Origin of the sequence: Streptomyces sp. NPDC101118 (assembly GCF_044759445.1) — a bacterium.
In the GTDB taxonomy this organism is placed as follows: domain Bacteria; phylum Actinomycetota; class Actinomycetes; order Streptomycetales; family Streptomycetaceae; genus Streptomyces.
Genome location: NZ_JBIVZG010000025.1, coordinates 86,576 through 100,405 on the forward strand (window position 1 = coordinate 86,576; position 13,830 = coordinate 100,405).

General features: G+C 73.7%; 13 protein-coding genes. 7 read left to right on the forward strand and 6 right to left on the reverse strand.

Going from position 1 to position 13,830, the window contains the following annotated elements; all coding sequences use genetic code 11:
* Window positions 1–33: 33 nt before the first annotated feature.
* Window positions 34–864, reverse strand: a complete 831-nt coding sequence (locus ACIQUQ_RS30810) for an alpha/beta hydrolase family protein (RefSeq protein WP_403982484.1) — start codon at window positions 862–864, stop codon at window positions 34–36.
* 259 nt (window positions 865–1,123) lie between these two features.
* Here ACIQUQ_RS30810 and ACIQUQ_RS30815 point away from each other — a divergent pair, with 259 nt between their 5' ends.
* The 5 genes from ACIQUQ_RS30815 (at window position 1,124) to ACIQUQ_RS30835 (ending at window position 6,702) form a co-directional block, all read left to right on the forward strand.
* Window positions 1,124–1,876, forward strand: coding sequence for a winged-helix domain-containing protein (locus tag ACIQUQ_RS30815; protein WP_399938997.1), 753 nt, complete (start codon window positions 1,124–1,126; stop codon window positions 1,874–1,876).
* A gap of 74 nt (window positions 1,877–1,950) precedes the next feature.
* Window positions 1,951–2,982 (forward strand): LacI family DNA-binding transcriptional regulator, encoded by a 1,032-nt coding sequence (locus ACIQUQ_RS30820; RefSeq protein ID WP_403658151.1) that lies wholly within the window; start codon window positions 1,951–1,953, stop codon window positions 2,980–2,982.
* Window positions 2,983–3,096: 114 nt separating this feature from the next.
* On the forward strand, window positions 3,097–4,449 hold the full coding sequence (locus ACIQUQ_RS30825; protein ID WP_403982488.1) for a S1C family serine protease: 1,353 nt from the start codon (window positions 3,097–3,099) through the stop codon (window positions 4,447–4,449).
* Window positions 4,450–4,516: 67 nt separating this feature from the next.
* Window positions 4,517–5,254, forward strand: a complete 738-nt coding sequence (locus ACIQUQ_RS30830) for a response regulator transcription factor (RefSeq protein ID WP_403982491.1) — start codon at window positions 4,517–4,519, stop codon at window positions 5,252–5,254.
* Complete coding sequence (locus tag ACIQUQ_RS30835) at window positions 5,251–6,702, forward strand: ATP-binding protein (protein ID WP_403982494.1); 1,452 nt, start codon at window positions 5,251–5,253, stop codon at window positions 6,700–6,702. Before ACIQUQ_RS30830 ends, ACIQUQ_RS30835 begins: the two co-directional genes overlap by 4 nt.
* Here ACIQUQ_RS30835 and ACIQUQ_RS30840 read toward each other — a convergent pair.
* The 4 genes from ACIQUQ_RS30840 to ACIQUQ_RS30855 form a co-directional block, all read right to left on the reverse strand.
* On the reverse strand, window positions 6,699–7,631 hold the full coding sequence (locus ACIQUQ_RS30840; protein WP_403982496.1) for a hypothetical protein: 933 nt from the start codon (window positions 7,629–7,631) through the stop codon (window positions 6,699–6,701). The genes ACIQUQ_RS30835 and ACIQUQ_RS30840 overlap by 4 nt on opposite strands.
* A complete protein-coding gene (locus ACIQUQ_RS30845) occupies window positions 7,628–8,002 on the reverse strand; it encodes a peptidase inhibitor family I36 protein (protein ID WP_403982499.1) in 375 nt (124 codons plus the stop codon). Before ACIQUQ_RS30845 ends, ACIQUQ_RS30840 begins: the two co-directional genes overlap by 4 nt.
* A gap of 122 nt (window positions 8,003–8,124) precedes the next feature.
* The gene (locus ACIQUQ_RS30850) at window positions 8,125–8,577 is read right to left on the reverse strand and encodes a helix-turn-helix domain-containing protein (RefSeq protein ID WP_403982501.1); all 453 of its coding nucleotides are present in this window, start codon (window positions 8,575–8,577) and stop codon (window positions 8,125–8,127) included.
* A 112-nt stretch (window positions 8,578–8,689) separates the two neighbouring features.
* The gene (locus tag ACIQUQ_RS30855) at window positions 8,690–9,553 is read right to left on the reverse strand and encodes a phosphatidylinositol-specific phospholipase C (protein WP_403982503.1); all 864 of its coding nucleotides are present in this window, start codon (window positions 9,551–9,553) and stop codon (window positions 8,690–8,692) included.
* 185 nt (window positions 9,554–9,738) lie between these two features.
* Between ACIQUQ_RS30855 and ACIQUQ_RS30860 the strand changes: the two genes are divergently transcribed.
* Window positions 9,739–10,530 carry an alpha/beta fold hydrolase gene (locus tag ACIQUQ_RS30860; RefSeq protein WP_403982506.1) on the forward strand — a complete coding sequence of 264 codons (792 nt, stop codon included), beginning with the start codon at window positions 9,739–9,741 and terminating at the stop codon, window positions 10,528–10,530.
* Window positions 10,531–10,666: 136 nt separating this feature from the next.
* Here the strand turns inward: ACIQUQ_RS30860 and ACIQUQ_RS30865 are convergent, their stop codons facing one another.
* Complete coding sequence (locus ACIQUQ_RS30865; RefSeq protein WP_403982509.1) at window positions 10,667–12,469, reverse strand: bifunctional metallophosphatase/5'-nucleotidase; 1,803 nt, start codon at window positions 12,467–12,469, stop codon at window positions 10,667–10,669.
* 206 nt (window positions 12,470–12,675) lie between these two features.
* Here ACIQUQ_RS30865 and mshD point away from each other — a divergent pair, with 206 nt between their 5' ends.
* Window positions 12,676–13,602 (forward strand): mycothiol synthase, encoded by a 927-nt coding sequence (gene mshD, locus ACIQUQ_RS30870; RefSeq protein ID WP_403982512.1) that lies wholly within the window; start codon window positions 12,676–12,678, stop codon window positions 13,600–13,602.
* Window positions 13,603–13,830 lie beyond the last annotated feature (228 nt).

The window sequence follows — 13,830 nt, forward strand, 5'->3', positions numbered from 1 at the left end:
GTCGGGCCTCCATGATGCCGCCTCGTGCTGCGGCTACCTCACAGCCGTCGCGGCCAGCCAGTCCGCCAGCCGCGCGAGCAGGTCGTCGTCCACCGCGTTCTCGGCATGGCCCATGCCCGGCTCCACCCACAGCTCGGCCGGCCCGGCCGCGGCCAGCATGTGTCCGTGGTCGACCGGGAAGTAGGGGTCCCGGTCCCCGTGCACGATCAGTACGGGCGTCGGCGCGATCAGCGGCACCGACTCGTACGGGGCGAGCGGCACCGGCGACCAGCGCGCACCGGAGATCCGGGTGCCCAGCCCCGCCCGGGCCACCAGGCGCCCGGCCGGAGTGGTCACGACCCAGTGCAGCCGCCGCATCGGCGCGGTCCCGCGGTAGTACCAGCGCGCGGGCGCACTGACGGCGGCCACCGCGTCCGTACGTGCCTCCGTGCGCCCCCCTTGTCCCGCGGCCCCGAGCGCCGCGTGCCGGAGCACCACGGAGCCGCCCATCGAGAAGCCGACGGTCGCGACGCGGGGGTATCCGAGGGCCCTCGCCCAGGCCACCGCGGCGTCCAGGTCGAGCACCTCGCGGTCGCCCACGGTGGACCGTCCGCCGGACCTCCCGTGACCCCGGAAGGAGAACGTGATCACGCCCGCACGCTGGGCGAAGGCCGCCGCGGCCCGCCGCACGGCAGGCCGGTCGGCGGAGCCCGTGAAGCCGTGCGCGACCACGATCGCGACCGGGTGCGGACCCGCCGTTCCGGGGGCCTCCGAGGGCACCGCACAGGGCAGGTGGACCGCCTCGATCGGCACCCCGTCCGCCGTGCGGAGCGTGGTGCGGACCACAGGACCGGGTTCCGCTCGGCCCTCTCCAGCGGGATTCATGTGGGCTATTCTGCTGGGCAGAGGATCCGGGCAACGTTGCCCCCGGGTCCTTTTGTGCTTTCAGCACGTTGAACACAGCACGAACACCGGGATCGGGTGGAACCTTGGTTCATACCGCTTCCGGTGGCGGGCCCCAGGGCGCGGGGACCGCACCTCGTACGAAGCAGTGCCGCGAACGTCCTCGACGGGACCGAGGAGGAACCGACGTGATGGGCCAGCGAACCACGCACGACCGTCCGAACCGGGCAGGTGGTCGGCGATGAGCTCCCTCCTGCTGCTGACCAACGCCCTCCAGCCCTCGACCGAGGTGCTGCCCGCCCTCGGCCTGCTCCTGCACAGTGTCCGGGTGGCCCCCGCCGAGGGGCCCGCACTGGTGGACACCCCCGGCGCCGACGTGATCCTCATCGACGGCCGCCGGGACCTGCCGCAGGTGCGCTCCCTGTGCCAGCTGCTGCGCTCCACCGGACCCGGCTGTCCGCTGCTGCTGGTGGTGACCGAAGGGGGCCTCGCGGCCGTCACCGCCGACTGGGGCATCGACGACGTGCTCCTCGACACCGCGGGACCCGCCGAGGTCGAGGCGCGGCTGCGGCTGGCCATGGGCCGCCAGCAGATCGGCTCCGACGACTCCCCCATGGAGATCCGCAACGGCGACCTGTCGGTCGACGAGGCGACGTACTCCGCCAAGCTCAAGGGCCGGGTGCTGGACCTGACCTTCAAGGAGTTCGAGCTGCTGAAGTACCTCGCGCAGCACCCGGGACGCGTCTTCACCCGGGCCCAGCTGCTGCAGGAGGTGTGGGGGTACGACTACTTCGGCGGCACCCGGACGGTCGACGTGCACGTACGGCGGCTGCGCGCGAAGCTCGGCCCGGAGCACGAGTCGCTGATCGGCACCGTGCGCAACGTCGGCTACCGCTTCGTCGCCCCGGAGAAGGTGGAACGGGCGGCCGAGGAGGCCCGCAGCAAGGCCGCGGCGGACGCCGCGTCCGAGGCCGGAGCCCCTGTCGCCCGTTAGGAGTACGCGATCGTGATCGTCCGGTGGGCAGACTCCCTGCCCACGGGACGGTCACCCCGCGTAGAATTCGGCGCGTGGCCAAGGTGACGCGGGATGACGTAGCGCGACTGGCGGGTACTTCGACCGCGGTCGTGAGTTACGTCATCAACAACGGACCAAGGCCGGTCGCCCCGGCCACGCGCGAGCGTGTACTCGCCGCGATCAAGGAACTGGGGTACCGGCCCGACCGGGTCGCCCAGGCGATGGCCTCGCGGCGCACGGACCTCATAGGCATGATCGTCCCGGACGCCCGGCAGCCCTTCTTCGCCGAGATGGCACACGCGGTCGAGCAGGCCGCGGCCGAGCGCGGGAAGATGGTGCTCGTCGGCAACTCCGACTACCGCACCGAGCGCGAGGTCCACTACCTCCGGGCCTTCCTCGGGATGCGGGTCTCCGGCCTGATCCTGGTCAGCCAGGGCATGAGCGAGCAGGCCGCCAGCGAGATCGAGGCCTGGGACGCCCGGGTCGTGCTGCTGCACGAGCGGCCCGAGGCGATCGACGACGTGGCCGTGGTCACCGACGACATCGGCGGCGCCCAGCTCGCCACCCGCCACCTGCTGGAGCACGGCCACGAGTACGTGGCGTGCATCGGCGGCATCGAGAACACCCCCTCCGTCGGCGACCCGGTCGCCGACCACGTCGAGGGCTGGCGGCGGGCCATGCTGGAGTCCGGCCGGTCGGTCGAGGGCCGGCTCATCGAGGCCCCGTACAACCGCTACGACGCCTACCGCGTGGCGCTGGAGGTGCTGGCGCGCCCGGACCGGCCCACGGCGATCTTCTGCGCCACCGACGACCAGGCGATCGGCGTCCTGCGCGCGGCCCGCGAGCTGCGCATCGACGTCCCGGGCGAGCTGGCGGTCGCCGGCTTCGACGACGTCAAGGAGGCGGCGCTCACCGACCCGCCGCTGACCACCATCGCCTCCGACCGGCCGGCGATGGCCCGGGCGGCCGTCGACCTGGTGCTGGACGACGCGCTTCGGGTCGCCGGATCGCGGCGCGAGCGGCTGAAGCAGTTCCCGTCCGCGCTGGTGGTCCGGCGCTCCTGCGGCTGCGACCCGGTGGGCTGATCCGGCTCCCGCCGGACCCCCGCCGGGCGTCTTTACATCGGGCATACGACCTTCTGTCGGGCTTCTCAGCGCGCACTCAGGAAGCTCTCATGATCGGCGGCGAGAGTCGTGGCCATGACCGACAGCCACCGCCGCGAAGGCGAGTACCCGCAGCAGGAGAACCCGACCCAGCAGCAGCCGGTCTTCGGCGACGACGTCCAGCGCGGCCGTGAGCGGCCGGCCCACGAGACCCGGGCCGGCTCCGGCTACCCGCCGCCGCCGGCGTACGCGCCGGCCGCGCCGGGATGGTTCGAGGCCCATGCGCCGCAGGTGATCCGCGGCGAGACGGTCCCGCCGGCCGGTGAACACGGGAGCGGCGGGGCCGCGGGCCACGGTGGTGACGGGCACGGCGGCGCCGTACCCGGTGGCGACGTACTCGGCGGCGTGCACACGGGCAGCGGCCACGGCGGCTCCGGCTGGGGCACCGGCTGGAGCACTCCGGCGGCCGCGCCCGGCGAGGGTCCGGCACACGCCGCCCGCGCCAAGCGCCCGGTCGCGCTGCTGGCGGCGGTGGCCATGGCGGCCGCGCTGATCGGCGGCGGCACCGCGGTGGCGGTCCAGGAGTTCCTCACCGGCGGCGGGACCTCCGGCCCCGGTGTCCCGGGCACGAACGTCTCCCAGTCGAGCAACGGCACGGTCAGCGACGTCGCCCAGCAGGTGATGCCCTCCATCGTGGAGATCGGCGCGACCACCGGCTCGGGCAAGGCCACCGGCTCCGGAGTGATCATCACCTCCGACGGCGAGATCGTCACCAACAACCACGTGGTCGCCGGGGCGTCCGAGATCACCGTCCGGACCTCGGACGGCAAGACCTACAAGGCCAAGGTGCTCGGCACCGACCCCGACAAGGACCTCGCGCTGATCAAGCTCGAAGGGGCCGGCGGGCTGAGGGCCGCCAAGCTCGGCGACTCGTCCAAGGTGAACGTCGGCGACCAGGTCGTGGCCATCGGCTCCCCCGAGGGCCTGACCGGCACGGTCACCAGCGGCATCGTCTCCGCCCTGGACCGCGACGTCACGGTCGCCAAGTCCGAGGGGCAGAACGAACAGCAGCAGCAGTGGCAGCAGGGCGGCGGCTGGCCCTTCGAGTTCGGCGGGCGCCAGTTCAACGGCGATACCGGCTCGTCGAAGACCACGTACAAGGCCATCCAGACCGACGCCTCGCTCAACCCCGGCAACTCCGGCGGCGCGCTGATCAACATGAACGGCGAGATCATCGGCATCAACTCCGCGATCTACTCGCCCTCCACCGGCCAGTCGAGCGCCGGCAGCGTCGGCCTCGGCTTCGCCATCCCGGTGAACACCGTCAAGAAGGACCTCGACTCCCTGCGCGACGGCGGCAGCGGCGGCACCGGCGGCTCCGGCGGCCAGGAGCCCGGCCGCGGCTCCGACGGCGGCTCCGGCGGCGGCCTGTTCGGCACCGGCTTCTGACCGCGCCGTGTAAGTCTGGAGGCCCGGGACCCCCCGGGCCCCACCCTCTTGAGAAGGACCGGACCCGATGAACCCCGCCGACGGCGACCCGCAGCGCATCCTGATCGTCGACGACGAACCCGCCGTCCGCGAGGCCCTGCGCCGCAGCCTCGCCTTCGAGGGGTACGGCACGGAGACCGCCGTCGACGGGCTCGACGCCCTGGAGAAGGCCGCCGCGTACGAGCCCGACCTGATCGTGCTCGACATCCAGATGCCCCGGATGGACGGGCTGACCGCGGCCCGGCGACTGCGCGCCGCCGGCTCCACCACTCCCGTGCTGATGCTCACGGCCCGCGACACCGTCGGCGACCGGGTCACCGGACTCGACGCGGGCGCGGACGACTACCTGGTCAAGCCCTTCGAGCTGGACGAGCTGTTCGCCCGGATCCGTGCCCTGCTGCGGCGCAGCGCGTACGCCGCCCCGGCGGCCGGCGACGGGCAGCCGGAGGACGTGCTCTCCTTCGGCGACCTGCGGATGGACCTGGCCACGCGCGAGGTCACCAGGTCGGGGCGGCCGGTGGAGCTGACCCGCACCGAGTTCACGCTGCTGGAGATGTTCCTGGCCCACCCGCGGCAGGTGCTGACCCGGGAGCAGATCCTGAAGTCCGTGTGGGGCTTCGACTTCGAACCCAGCTCCAACTCCCTGGACGTGTACGTGATGTACCTGCGCCGCAAGACCGAGGCGGGCGGCGAGCCCCGCCTGGTCCACACCGTGCGGGGCGTCGGCTACGTGCTGCGCGCGGGCGACGGCGGGGGCGCCGAATGAGCCCGCTGCGCCGGATCCGGAGCTTCCGCGCGCTCCCGCTGCGCTCCCGGCTGGCCATCCTGGTGGCCGCCGCGGTGGCCTTCGCGGTGGCGGCGGTGGCGGCCGCGTGCTGGTTCATGGTGCGCGGCCAGCTCAGGACACAGCTGGACGAGTCGCTGAAGGCGATAGACCCCGACGCCGCGGCGCGGGCGGCCAACCAGGTCCTGTCCAGCCCGATCGGCTGCCGGCCGACCGCCCCCGCGGAGAGCGTCGGGGTCGGCGGCAACCTCAACGCAAGCGTCCAGCTGGTGCTGGCCGGCGGCTCGCACTGCTGGGTGGCCGGCCCGCAGACCCTGCCCGTGACCGCCGACGACCTCGCCGTGGCCCGGGGCGACCTGGCCTCCTCCCTGCACGACGTGACCACCGAGGCCGGCACCAAGCTCCGGGTCTACACCCAGCCGGCCACCACCACGCAGCCGAACGGCGCCCGCCAGCTCCTCGCCCTCTCGATCGCCAAGCCCCTGGCCGACATCGACAAGCCCCTCGGCACGCTGGCCTGGGTCCTGCTGGGCCTCGGCGGCATCGGCGTGGTCGGCGCCGGGGCGGCCGGCCTGTGGGTGGCCCGGACCGGGCTGCGTCCGGTGGACGAACTCACCGGTGCGGTCGAGCACATCGCCCGTACCGAGGACCTGACCGTCCGGATCCCCGACGAGGGCGAGGACGAGATCGCGCGGCTCTCGCGCTCCTTCAACTCCATGACGGCCGCCCTGGCCTCCTCCCGGGACCGGCAGGCGCAGCTGATCGCGGACGCCGGTCACGAGCTGCGCACGCCGCTGACCTCGCTGCGCACCAACGTCGAGCTGCTCGCCCGCAGCGAGGAGACCGGCCGGGCCATCCCGCCGGAGGACCGCAGGGAGCTGCTGGCCTCGGTGAAGGCGCAGATGACGGAGCTGGCCGCGCTGATCGGCGACCTCCAGGAGCTGTCCCGCCCCGACGCGGCGGCGCCCGGGCCGCTCCAGGTGGTGGGCCTGCACGACATCGCGGAGAGCGCGCTGTCGCGGGCCCGGCTGCGCGGCCCGGAGCTGGCGTACATGGCCGCGCTGGAGCCCTGGTACGTACGGGCCGAGCCGGCGGCACTGGAGCGGGCGGTGGTCAACGTGCTGGACAACGCGGTGAAGTTCAGCCCGTCCGGCGGCGCCGTGGAGGTGGAGCTGCACGGGGGCGAGCTGACCGTACGCGATCACGGTCCCGGCATCCCGGCGGACGAACTGCCGCACGTCTTCGACCGCTTCTGGCGGTCCCCGTCCGCCCGCGCCCTGCCGGGCAGCGGGCTGGGGCTGTCGATCGTGGCCCGTACGGTGCAGCAGGCGGGCGGCACGGTGGAGCTGCGGCCGGCGGAGCCGGGGACGGTCGCGGTGCTCCGGCTGCCGGGCGCCCCGACCCCGCCGCCGGAGGTGCCGGGGGCCTAGGGGGTGGCGAGGGCCCGCTCCTTCAGCGTCCGGAAGCGGTCGAGTACGGCCCGGTCGGCGGCGGTGAGCAGGCGGGCCTCGACAGCGTTCTGGACGGTGGCGACGACTCCCGCGAGGTCCGCGCCGGCCTCGCAGCGGGCGTCCGCCTCCGCCGTACGGATCTCCTCGGCGCCGAGCGCCCTGAGCTTCGCGGGGTCGTTGCCGGCCGCGGCCAGCCTGGCGTTCAGGACCTTGCGGGGTGCCTGGAGCCCGTCCTTCCCGTAGCCGGGGTACCCGGCCTCCGCCATGCAGGCGGCCCAGCGGGTGATCGCGGCGCGGTGGGCGGGATCGCGCTCGACGGCGCCCAGGACGTGGTTGGCCACGGCGTTGGCGCCCGCCTCCAGTTCCGGCCAGCCCTCCCCGTACACCAGGACGTCGGCGCGTGCGACGCAGCCGTCGGTGGAGTACGTGAGGCGGCCGCCGCGCGCCACGGTCCTGGCCGTCAGGTGCGCGGGGGTACCGGTGAGCGCCTCCTGCCAGGCGGGGTCGCCCGGCTGCTGCTCGGCGGGGCGGGGGTGCGCGGCCCGGTGGAGGACCTCGCCGACGATGCCGTAGCCGTCGGCCGCCGCACGCCGGGGGCCGACCAGGCCGTACGGGCTGGTCTCCTCGGCGCGGGCGGAGGAGGTCCGGGTCTGCCGCCGGTACGGCTTGCCCCTTTCGGCCATGCAGGCGGCGACGGCGTCCTCCTCGCGTGCGAAGAGGCGCACCGCGTCGGCGTGGGAGTACGCCGTGAGCCCGCCCAGCGGCCGGACGTCCGGGTCGGGTGAGGGGGCGGGGGCGGTGGGGCCGGGCCCGGCCGCCCCCGCGAGGGAGCAGCCGGGCACGGCCAGCACGGCGAACGCGGCGAGCGCGCCGAGCCGGGTCCGCCGGGCCGCGGCCGACCGGCTCACACGCACCAGTCGTTCGACGCGATATTCCGCTCGAAGATCGAGCCCCGCAGGTCGTAGAAGGCCGCGCCGCGGTTGAGGACCTGGCTGCTGCCGGACCAGTTGAGGCCGTTGTAGAGCTTCACGTTGCAGTTGTTGCCGTGGTTGTACGCCGACAGGGCGTTGTCGAACTTGGTGTACTGGAGCAGGTTGGCGTTGTCGTCGTAGACCTTCCCGGGCGTGCCCCCGCCGTTGATGTCGAGGTAGGCGCACAGCGCCCCCGCCGGGCAGTCGGACCAGCCGGCGCTCGCGGTCCCGGCTCCCGCCAGCACCCCGGTGACGGCGAGCGTGGCGCCGGCCAGGGCGATGCCCGCTCTCGTGAGTGACTTCTTCATCGTGTTCCCCTCCCGTGGTTCGGATGTGCCGGGGCCACCCTGGTGCGGCCGGCGGCGGCTCTGCCAGGTCGTGGGAGGGGTGTGGGAGGGGCGTGGGAGTCCCTGGGACGCGGGGGAGGCCGCTAGCTGGCGGCCCGCGCCGCGCGTCCCAGCGGGTCGGGAGGGATGAGGGGGCCCTGGTGGGGTGCCGTGCCGCGCCGGCCGGCCCGTACGAGCAGGGCGCCGACGGCGACTCCGGCGAGGAACGCGGTGGCCGCGAGGAGTTCGCGTACCGGCGCGGGTGCGGTGCCCGCGGGGACGGCGGGCCGGTCGGCCGCGGGCCGGGCGGTGTCACCGGCCTCCAGGCGGGCCCGGGCCCACAGGTCGAGCAGCTGGTTGGGCTCGTCGCCGAGCGCGGTGACGAGCTGCTCCACGACCTGGCGGGTGACGGGTTTCTTGCCGTTGAGGAAGCGCTCCCAGGAGGACCGGCTGTAGTGGGTGAGGGCGGCGAGCTTCTCGTAGCTCAGGCCCGCGCTCTCCTTCATCCGGCGCATCTCCCTGACGAGGCGGTCCTCCGCGGTGGTGGGCACGCTCATGGCTGGTCTCCTTGTTCGCACGCGAGGTGGGGGGCGGTGCAGGAGGCGGTGCTGAGGCTGTGCGTGGGGGTGGGGGTGCTGAGGGGAGTGGGGGGAGTTCGGCCGGGCGCGGTCAGCCGTTGTGGCGGAGCAGCGCGTCGACGAGGCCGGCGCGGGTGTTGGGGAAGTCCATGGGGACGATGCCGAGGCCGGTCCTGCCCGCCATCTCCGCGCCGTCGACGAAGGCGTGGACCTGGGGGTTGAGGCGGTCGGAGTTCCAGCGGGGCGGGAGCGCCGCGGCGGTGCTCGTGTAGTTCACGAAGAGCTTGCCGGGCTCCCGGACGGCCTTGCGGAAGTGGTCCTCGATGCGGGTGCGCTTGGCGAAGGGCTCCGCCATGTAGTCGTCCTGGATGTCGAAGACCTCGGAGTTGCCGTACCGGACGCCGGGCAGCCCGGCGTTGTCGGCGAGCAGGACGACCTTCCCGCGGGCGCCGCCGAGGTCCGGCAGCGCGGTGTCGAGGCGGAAGAGGGGGCGCCAGCCCCGCCGGTCGAGGTAGTCGTCGAAGACCGCCCGGAAGGTGGCGTCGCTCTCCTCGCTGTACTCCTGCTTCAGGCGCATCAGGACGGTCTCGCGGGGGTGCGCGACGAGGAAGTCCCGGCAGGCGACGAGGACGTCGCCGAACATCAGGTTCTGGTAGTACGCGCCGTGGTGGATCGCGAAGGAGCCGCCGGTGACGCGGCAGCGTACGTCGAGGAAGCGGATCCCGTACGACAGCTGCTCGGCGATCGTGGTGTTCTGGCAGGCCACGTAGAGGCCGCCGTACCGGGCCCCGGAGTCGTGGGTGCCGGGGATGGTCATCCGCCGGAGGGGCGTCGCGTCCGCGAGGGCACCCATCCAGTCCCGGGTCCCGGCGGCGGCCGCCGTACGGGTGCCCAGTGCCACCGAGGCACCGGCCGCCACTGCTCCGACAAGAAACGCGCGCCGATCCAGGCTCATGGCCCGCCCCCCTGGGTTCGCTGTCCCCGCAGTCGCGCGAATTATGGCGTGCTCACGTCACACAAGGAACAGGCCCCACTCGGCCACTCGATCTATACAGACGTATTGCACAAACGTCTTATACGCTCGTATAGTCGGAGTCGCCGGCAGCCCGCCGGCCCCGGAACCGCATCGAGGAGACCGTCATGAGCAGCGAGTTCACGCGTTCCACCCTGTCCGTCGGCGGCCGCACCCTGTCCTTCCTGGACAGCGGCGGCACGGGGCGGCCGCTCCTCGCGCTCCACGGCCACCTCTCCGAGGGCGCCTCCTTCACCGGACTCGCCGCCGCCCTGGGCCCCGGATGGCGCGTCATCGCCCCGGACCAGCGCGGCCACGGCGACTCCGACCGCGCCCCCGACTACACGCGCGCCGGCTACCTCGCCGACCTCCTCGCCCTGCTCGACCACCTCGGCCTCGACCGGGCCGTCGTCCTCGGGCACTCCCTCGGCGGCATCAACGCCTACCACCTCGCCGCCGCCCACCCCGGGCGCGTCGAAGCCCTGGTGAACGTGGACGCCCCGGTCGACCTCCCCGACCACGGCACCAGCCCGCTGGCCTTCGTCCTGGGCTTCCCGTACACCGCCCCCACCCGGGAGGAACTCGTCGCCGCCTGCGGCCCGCTGGGTCCCGCGGTCGCCCCGGCCCTGCGCCCGCTGCCCGACGGGAGCGGCTGGCGGCTGCCCTTCCACCCGCAGGACACGGTCGACTCCGAGAACCTGGTGCACGGCGACCACTGGGCGCAGTGGCTGTCGAGCGACTGCCCCGCCCTGCTCGTCCACGGCCTCAAGAGCCAGGCCCTGCCCACCGAGCAGGCCCTCGACATGGCCGCGCGGCGCCCGGGCACCGCGTACACCGCCCTGGAGACCGATCACTTCGTGCAGCTCCAGGACCCGGAGGGGTTCGCGGCAGCGGTGCGGGCCTTCCTCGACACCCTCTGAGGCGCGCGCCCGGGGGCGGTCTCGGGGGAGGCGCCGGCACCGGGGCGGACGCGGCCGGGAACGCCGGAGGGGGCGGCCGGCCGGTGTGGCCCGCCGCCCCCTCCGGGACGCGCTGTGCTGCGTACGCCTTGCCTGATTACTTGATGACGGTGATGCGGTCCGCGGCCGGGGGCGCCAGCGGGGCGGCCGCCGAGGAGTGCGCACCGAGGTAGGCGTTGAAGACGTCCAGGTCGGACGCGCCCACCAGCTTGTTCTTGTGCTCCTTCAGGACGGTGAAGCCGTCACCGCCGCCCGCGAGGAACTCGTTCATCGCGACGCGGTAGGTGCGCGCCGGGTCGATGGCCTGGCCGTTCAGCCTGACCGAGTCGACGACGATGCGGTCGGCACCCGTCTTGGTCATGTCGAGGGTGTAGGTGAAGCCCTTGGAGACCTGGAGGATCTTCGGGTTCGGGCCGTTGACCACGCCGGTGACCTGCTGCTGGAGCATCGTGACCAGCTGGGCGCCCGTCAGGTCCACGACGTTCATCATGTTGGTGAAGGGCTGGACCGTGAAGGCCTCGCCGAAGGTCACCACGCCGTCGCCCTCGGCCCCGGAGGCCTTGTACGCGAGGTCCGAGCGGATGCCGCCCGGGTTCATGACGGCCAGCTCCGCGCCGCCCTTGGCCGCCGGGGCCAGGGCCTCCAGCTGCGCGTCCGCGATCAGGTCGCCGAGCGGCTTCTCCGGCGCGCTCGAACCGCGGCCGTTGATGTCACCCGAGATGTAGCCGACCGGGCGGTTGGCGACCGGGGCGGCCAGCGCGTTCCAGCGCTGGATCAGCTCGGTCATGTCCGAGGCCTTGGGCTGGTCGCGGTTGACCACGTGGTTGGCCGACTTGACCGCGGTGCGGACGATGTCCTTGGTCGCGCGGTCGTAGGTCAGCGTGGTCTCGGTGAACAGGCGGCCGAGCGAGGCGGCCGAGGTGACCGTGCGCGGCTGGCCGGCCGGGTCGGGGATGGAGCAGGCGTAGGCCTGGTGGGTGTGGCCGGTGACCAGGGCGTCGACCTTCGGGTCGATGTTCTTGGCGATGTCCACGATCGCGCCCGAGATGCCGGCGCCGGCGCCCGGGGTGTTGCAGTCGTAGTTGTACGCGCCGGAGGCGGGCAGGCCGCCCTCGTGGATGAGCGCGACGATCGACTTCACGCCCTGCGCGTTGAGCTGCGCGGCGTACTTGTTGATCGTCTCGACCTCGTCGCCGAACTTCAGGCCCTTGACGCCCTCGGCGGTGACGACGTCCGGGGTGCCCTCCAGGGTCACGCCGATGAAGCCGATCTTGACGCCGTCCTTCTTCCACACCCAGGTGGGGGAGAGGAGCGGGCGCTTGGTCTTCTCGTCGGTCACGTTGGCGGCGAGGTACGGGAACTTCGCGCCCTCGAAGGTCTTGCCGTACTCGAAGCAGCCCTCGACCGCGTGGCAGCCGCCGTACTGCATGCGGCGCAGCTCGTTGCGGCCCTCGTCGAACTCGTGGTTGCCCACGCTGGTGACGTCGAGGCCGAACTTGTTCATCGCCTCGATGGTCGGCTCGTCGTGGAACAGGCCGGACAGCATCGGGCTGCCGCCGATCATGTCGCCGGCGGCCGCGGTGATGGTGTGGGACTTGCCCTCGCGCGCCTTGCGCAGGGAGGTCGCCAGGTACTCGACACCACCGGCGGGTATCGCCTTGGTCGTGCCGTCCGCCTGCAGCTCGGTGACGTTGCCGGAGGAGCCCTGCGGGGGCTCAAGGGTGCCGTGCAGGTCGTTGAGGGACAGCAGCTGCACGTCGACCAGCCGGTCGGACGCCGCGGTCGGGGCAGCCCCGGCGGGCAGCGCAGCCACGATGAGGGCGCCCGCCCCTGCCGTGACGGCGAGGGCGGCGGCGGTCAACCGGCGTGCCCGGCGGTGTCGTTGGGTGGTCGCTGTCATCAGTTCCCCTTCGAGGCAGCGTGCGATCGGGAGGTCAGGTGCGGAAATCGCGTCCGCAGCCTACGGTCAACGCGCGTAGCGCGACAGGGGGTGGCAGGTTACCGTTCAGTTGCGCTGCGGCGCAGGAGGACGAAACGGACCGGTGCGGGCGGACGCCTGGCCGGGGTTGCCCGGGGGGCGCGGGCCCGGCGCCGTACGCTCGACGTATGACTGACGCAGCAGCGGCGCTGGAGCCCGGACGGCAGATCCAGGAACTCGACGAACTGACGCAGGAACAGGCCGGAGCGGTCCTCGGCCTGATCGAGGAGGCCAGGCTCACCGACGGCACCACCGCCGTGTCGGAACAGGGCCGCCTCCAGCTCACCGGGGGCCGCCGCGAGGGCATCCGCCACTTCCTGCTCACCGAGCACGGCCGGCTCGCCGGGTACGCCCAACTGGAGGACACCGACCCGGTGGAGGCACCCGCCGCCGAGCTGGTCGTCCACCCCGCGCTGCGCGGCCGCGGCCACGGACGCGCCCTCGGCACCGCCCTCCTCGCCGCGTCCGGCAAGCGCATCCGGGTCTGGGCACACGGGGGCAAATCGGCCGCCCGGCACCTCGCCCAGGTCCTCGGCCTCACCCTCTTCCGCGAACTCCGGCAGCTGCGCCGCCCCTTGAACGACGGCGCGCCCATCCCCGAGCCGGTGCTCCCCGACGGCGTCACCGTCCGCACCTTCGTCCCGGGCCGGGACGACGAGGCGTGGCTCGCGGCGAACGCCGCCGCCTTCGCCCACCACCCCGAGCAGGGCGCGCTGACCCAGCGGGACCTGGACGACCGCAAGGCACAGCCCTGGTTCGACCCGAAGGGCTTCTTCCTCGCCGAGCGCGAGGGGCACCTCGTCGGCTTCCACTGGACCAAGGTCCACGCGGCGGAGCGGCTGGGCGAGGTCTACGTGGTCGGCGTGCTCCCCGGCGAGCAGGGCGGCGGCCTGGGCAAGGCCCTCACCGCCATCGGCCTGCACCACCTGGAGGACGCCGGCCTGCCGACGGCGATGCTCTACGTGGACGCGGACAACCCGGCCGCCCTCGCCGTGTACGAGCGCCTCGGCTTCCTGACGCACGAGGTGGACCTGATGTACCGCTCCGAGTCCTAGGACGCGTCGACGGGCCCGGCCGGCGGGAGCGCGGGGCAGGGCCGGGCCGGGGCCGTCGGCACGCTCCCGGGCCGGCACCGGGTGCCGGGTCCCGGGCCGGGTGCCGGGTGCGGGGTGCGGGCCGGGTGCCGGGTGCGGGCCGGTGCCGGGGAGCTTCCCGTACCGCCGAGGCGTCTCCCCCGTACCGCCACGAGGCCCTCCCGTGCCGCCGGCGAGCGGCCCGTACAC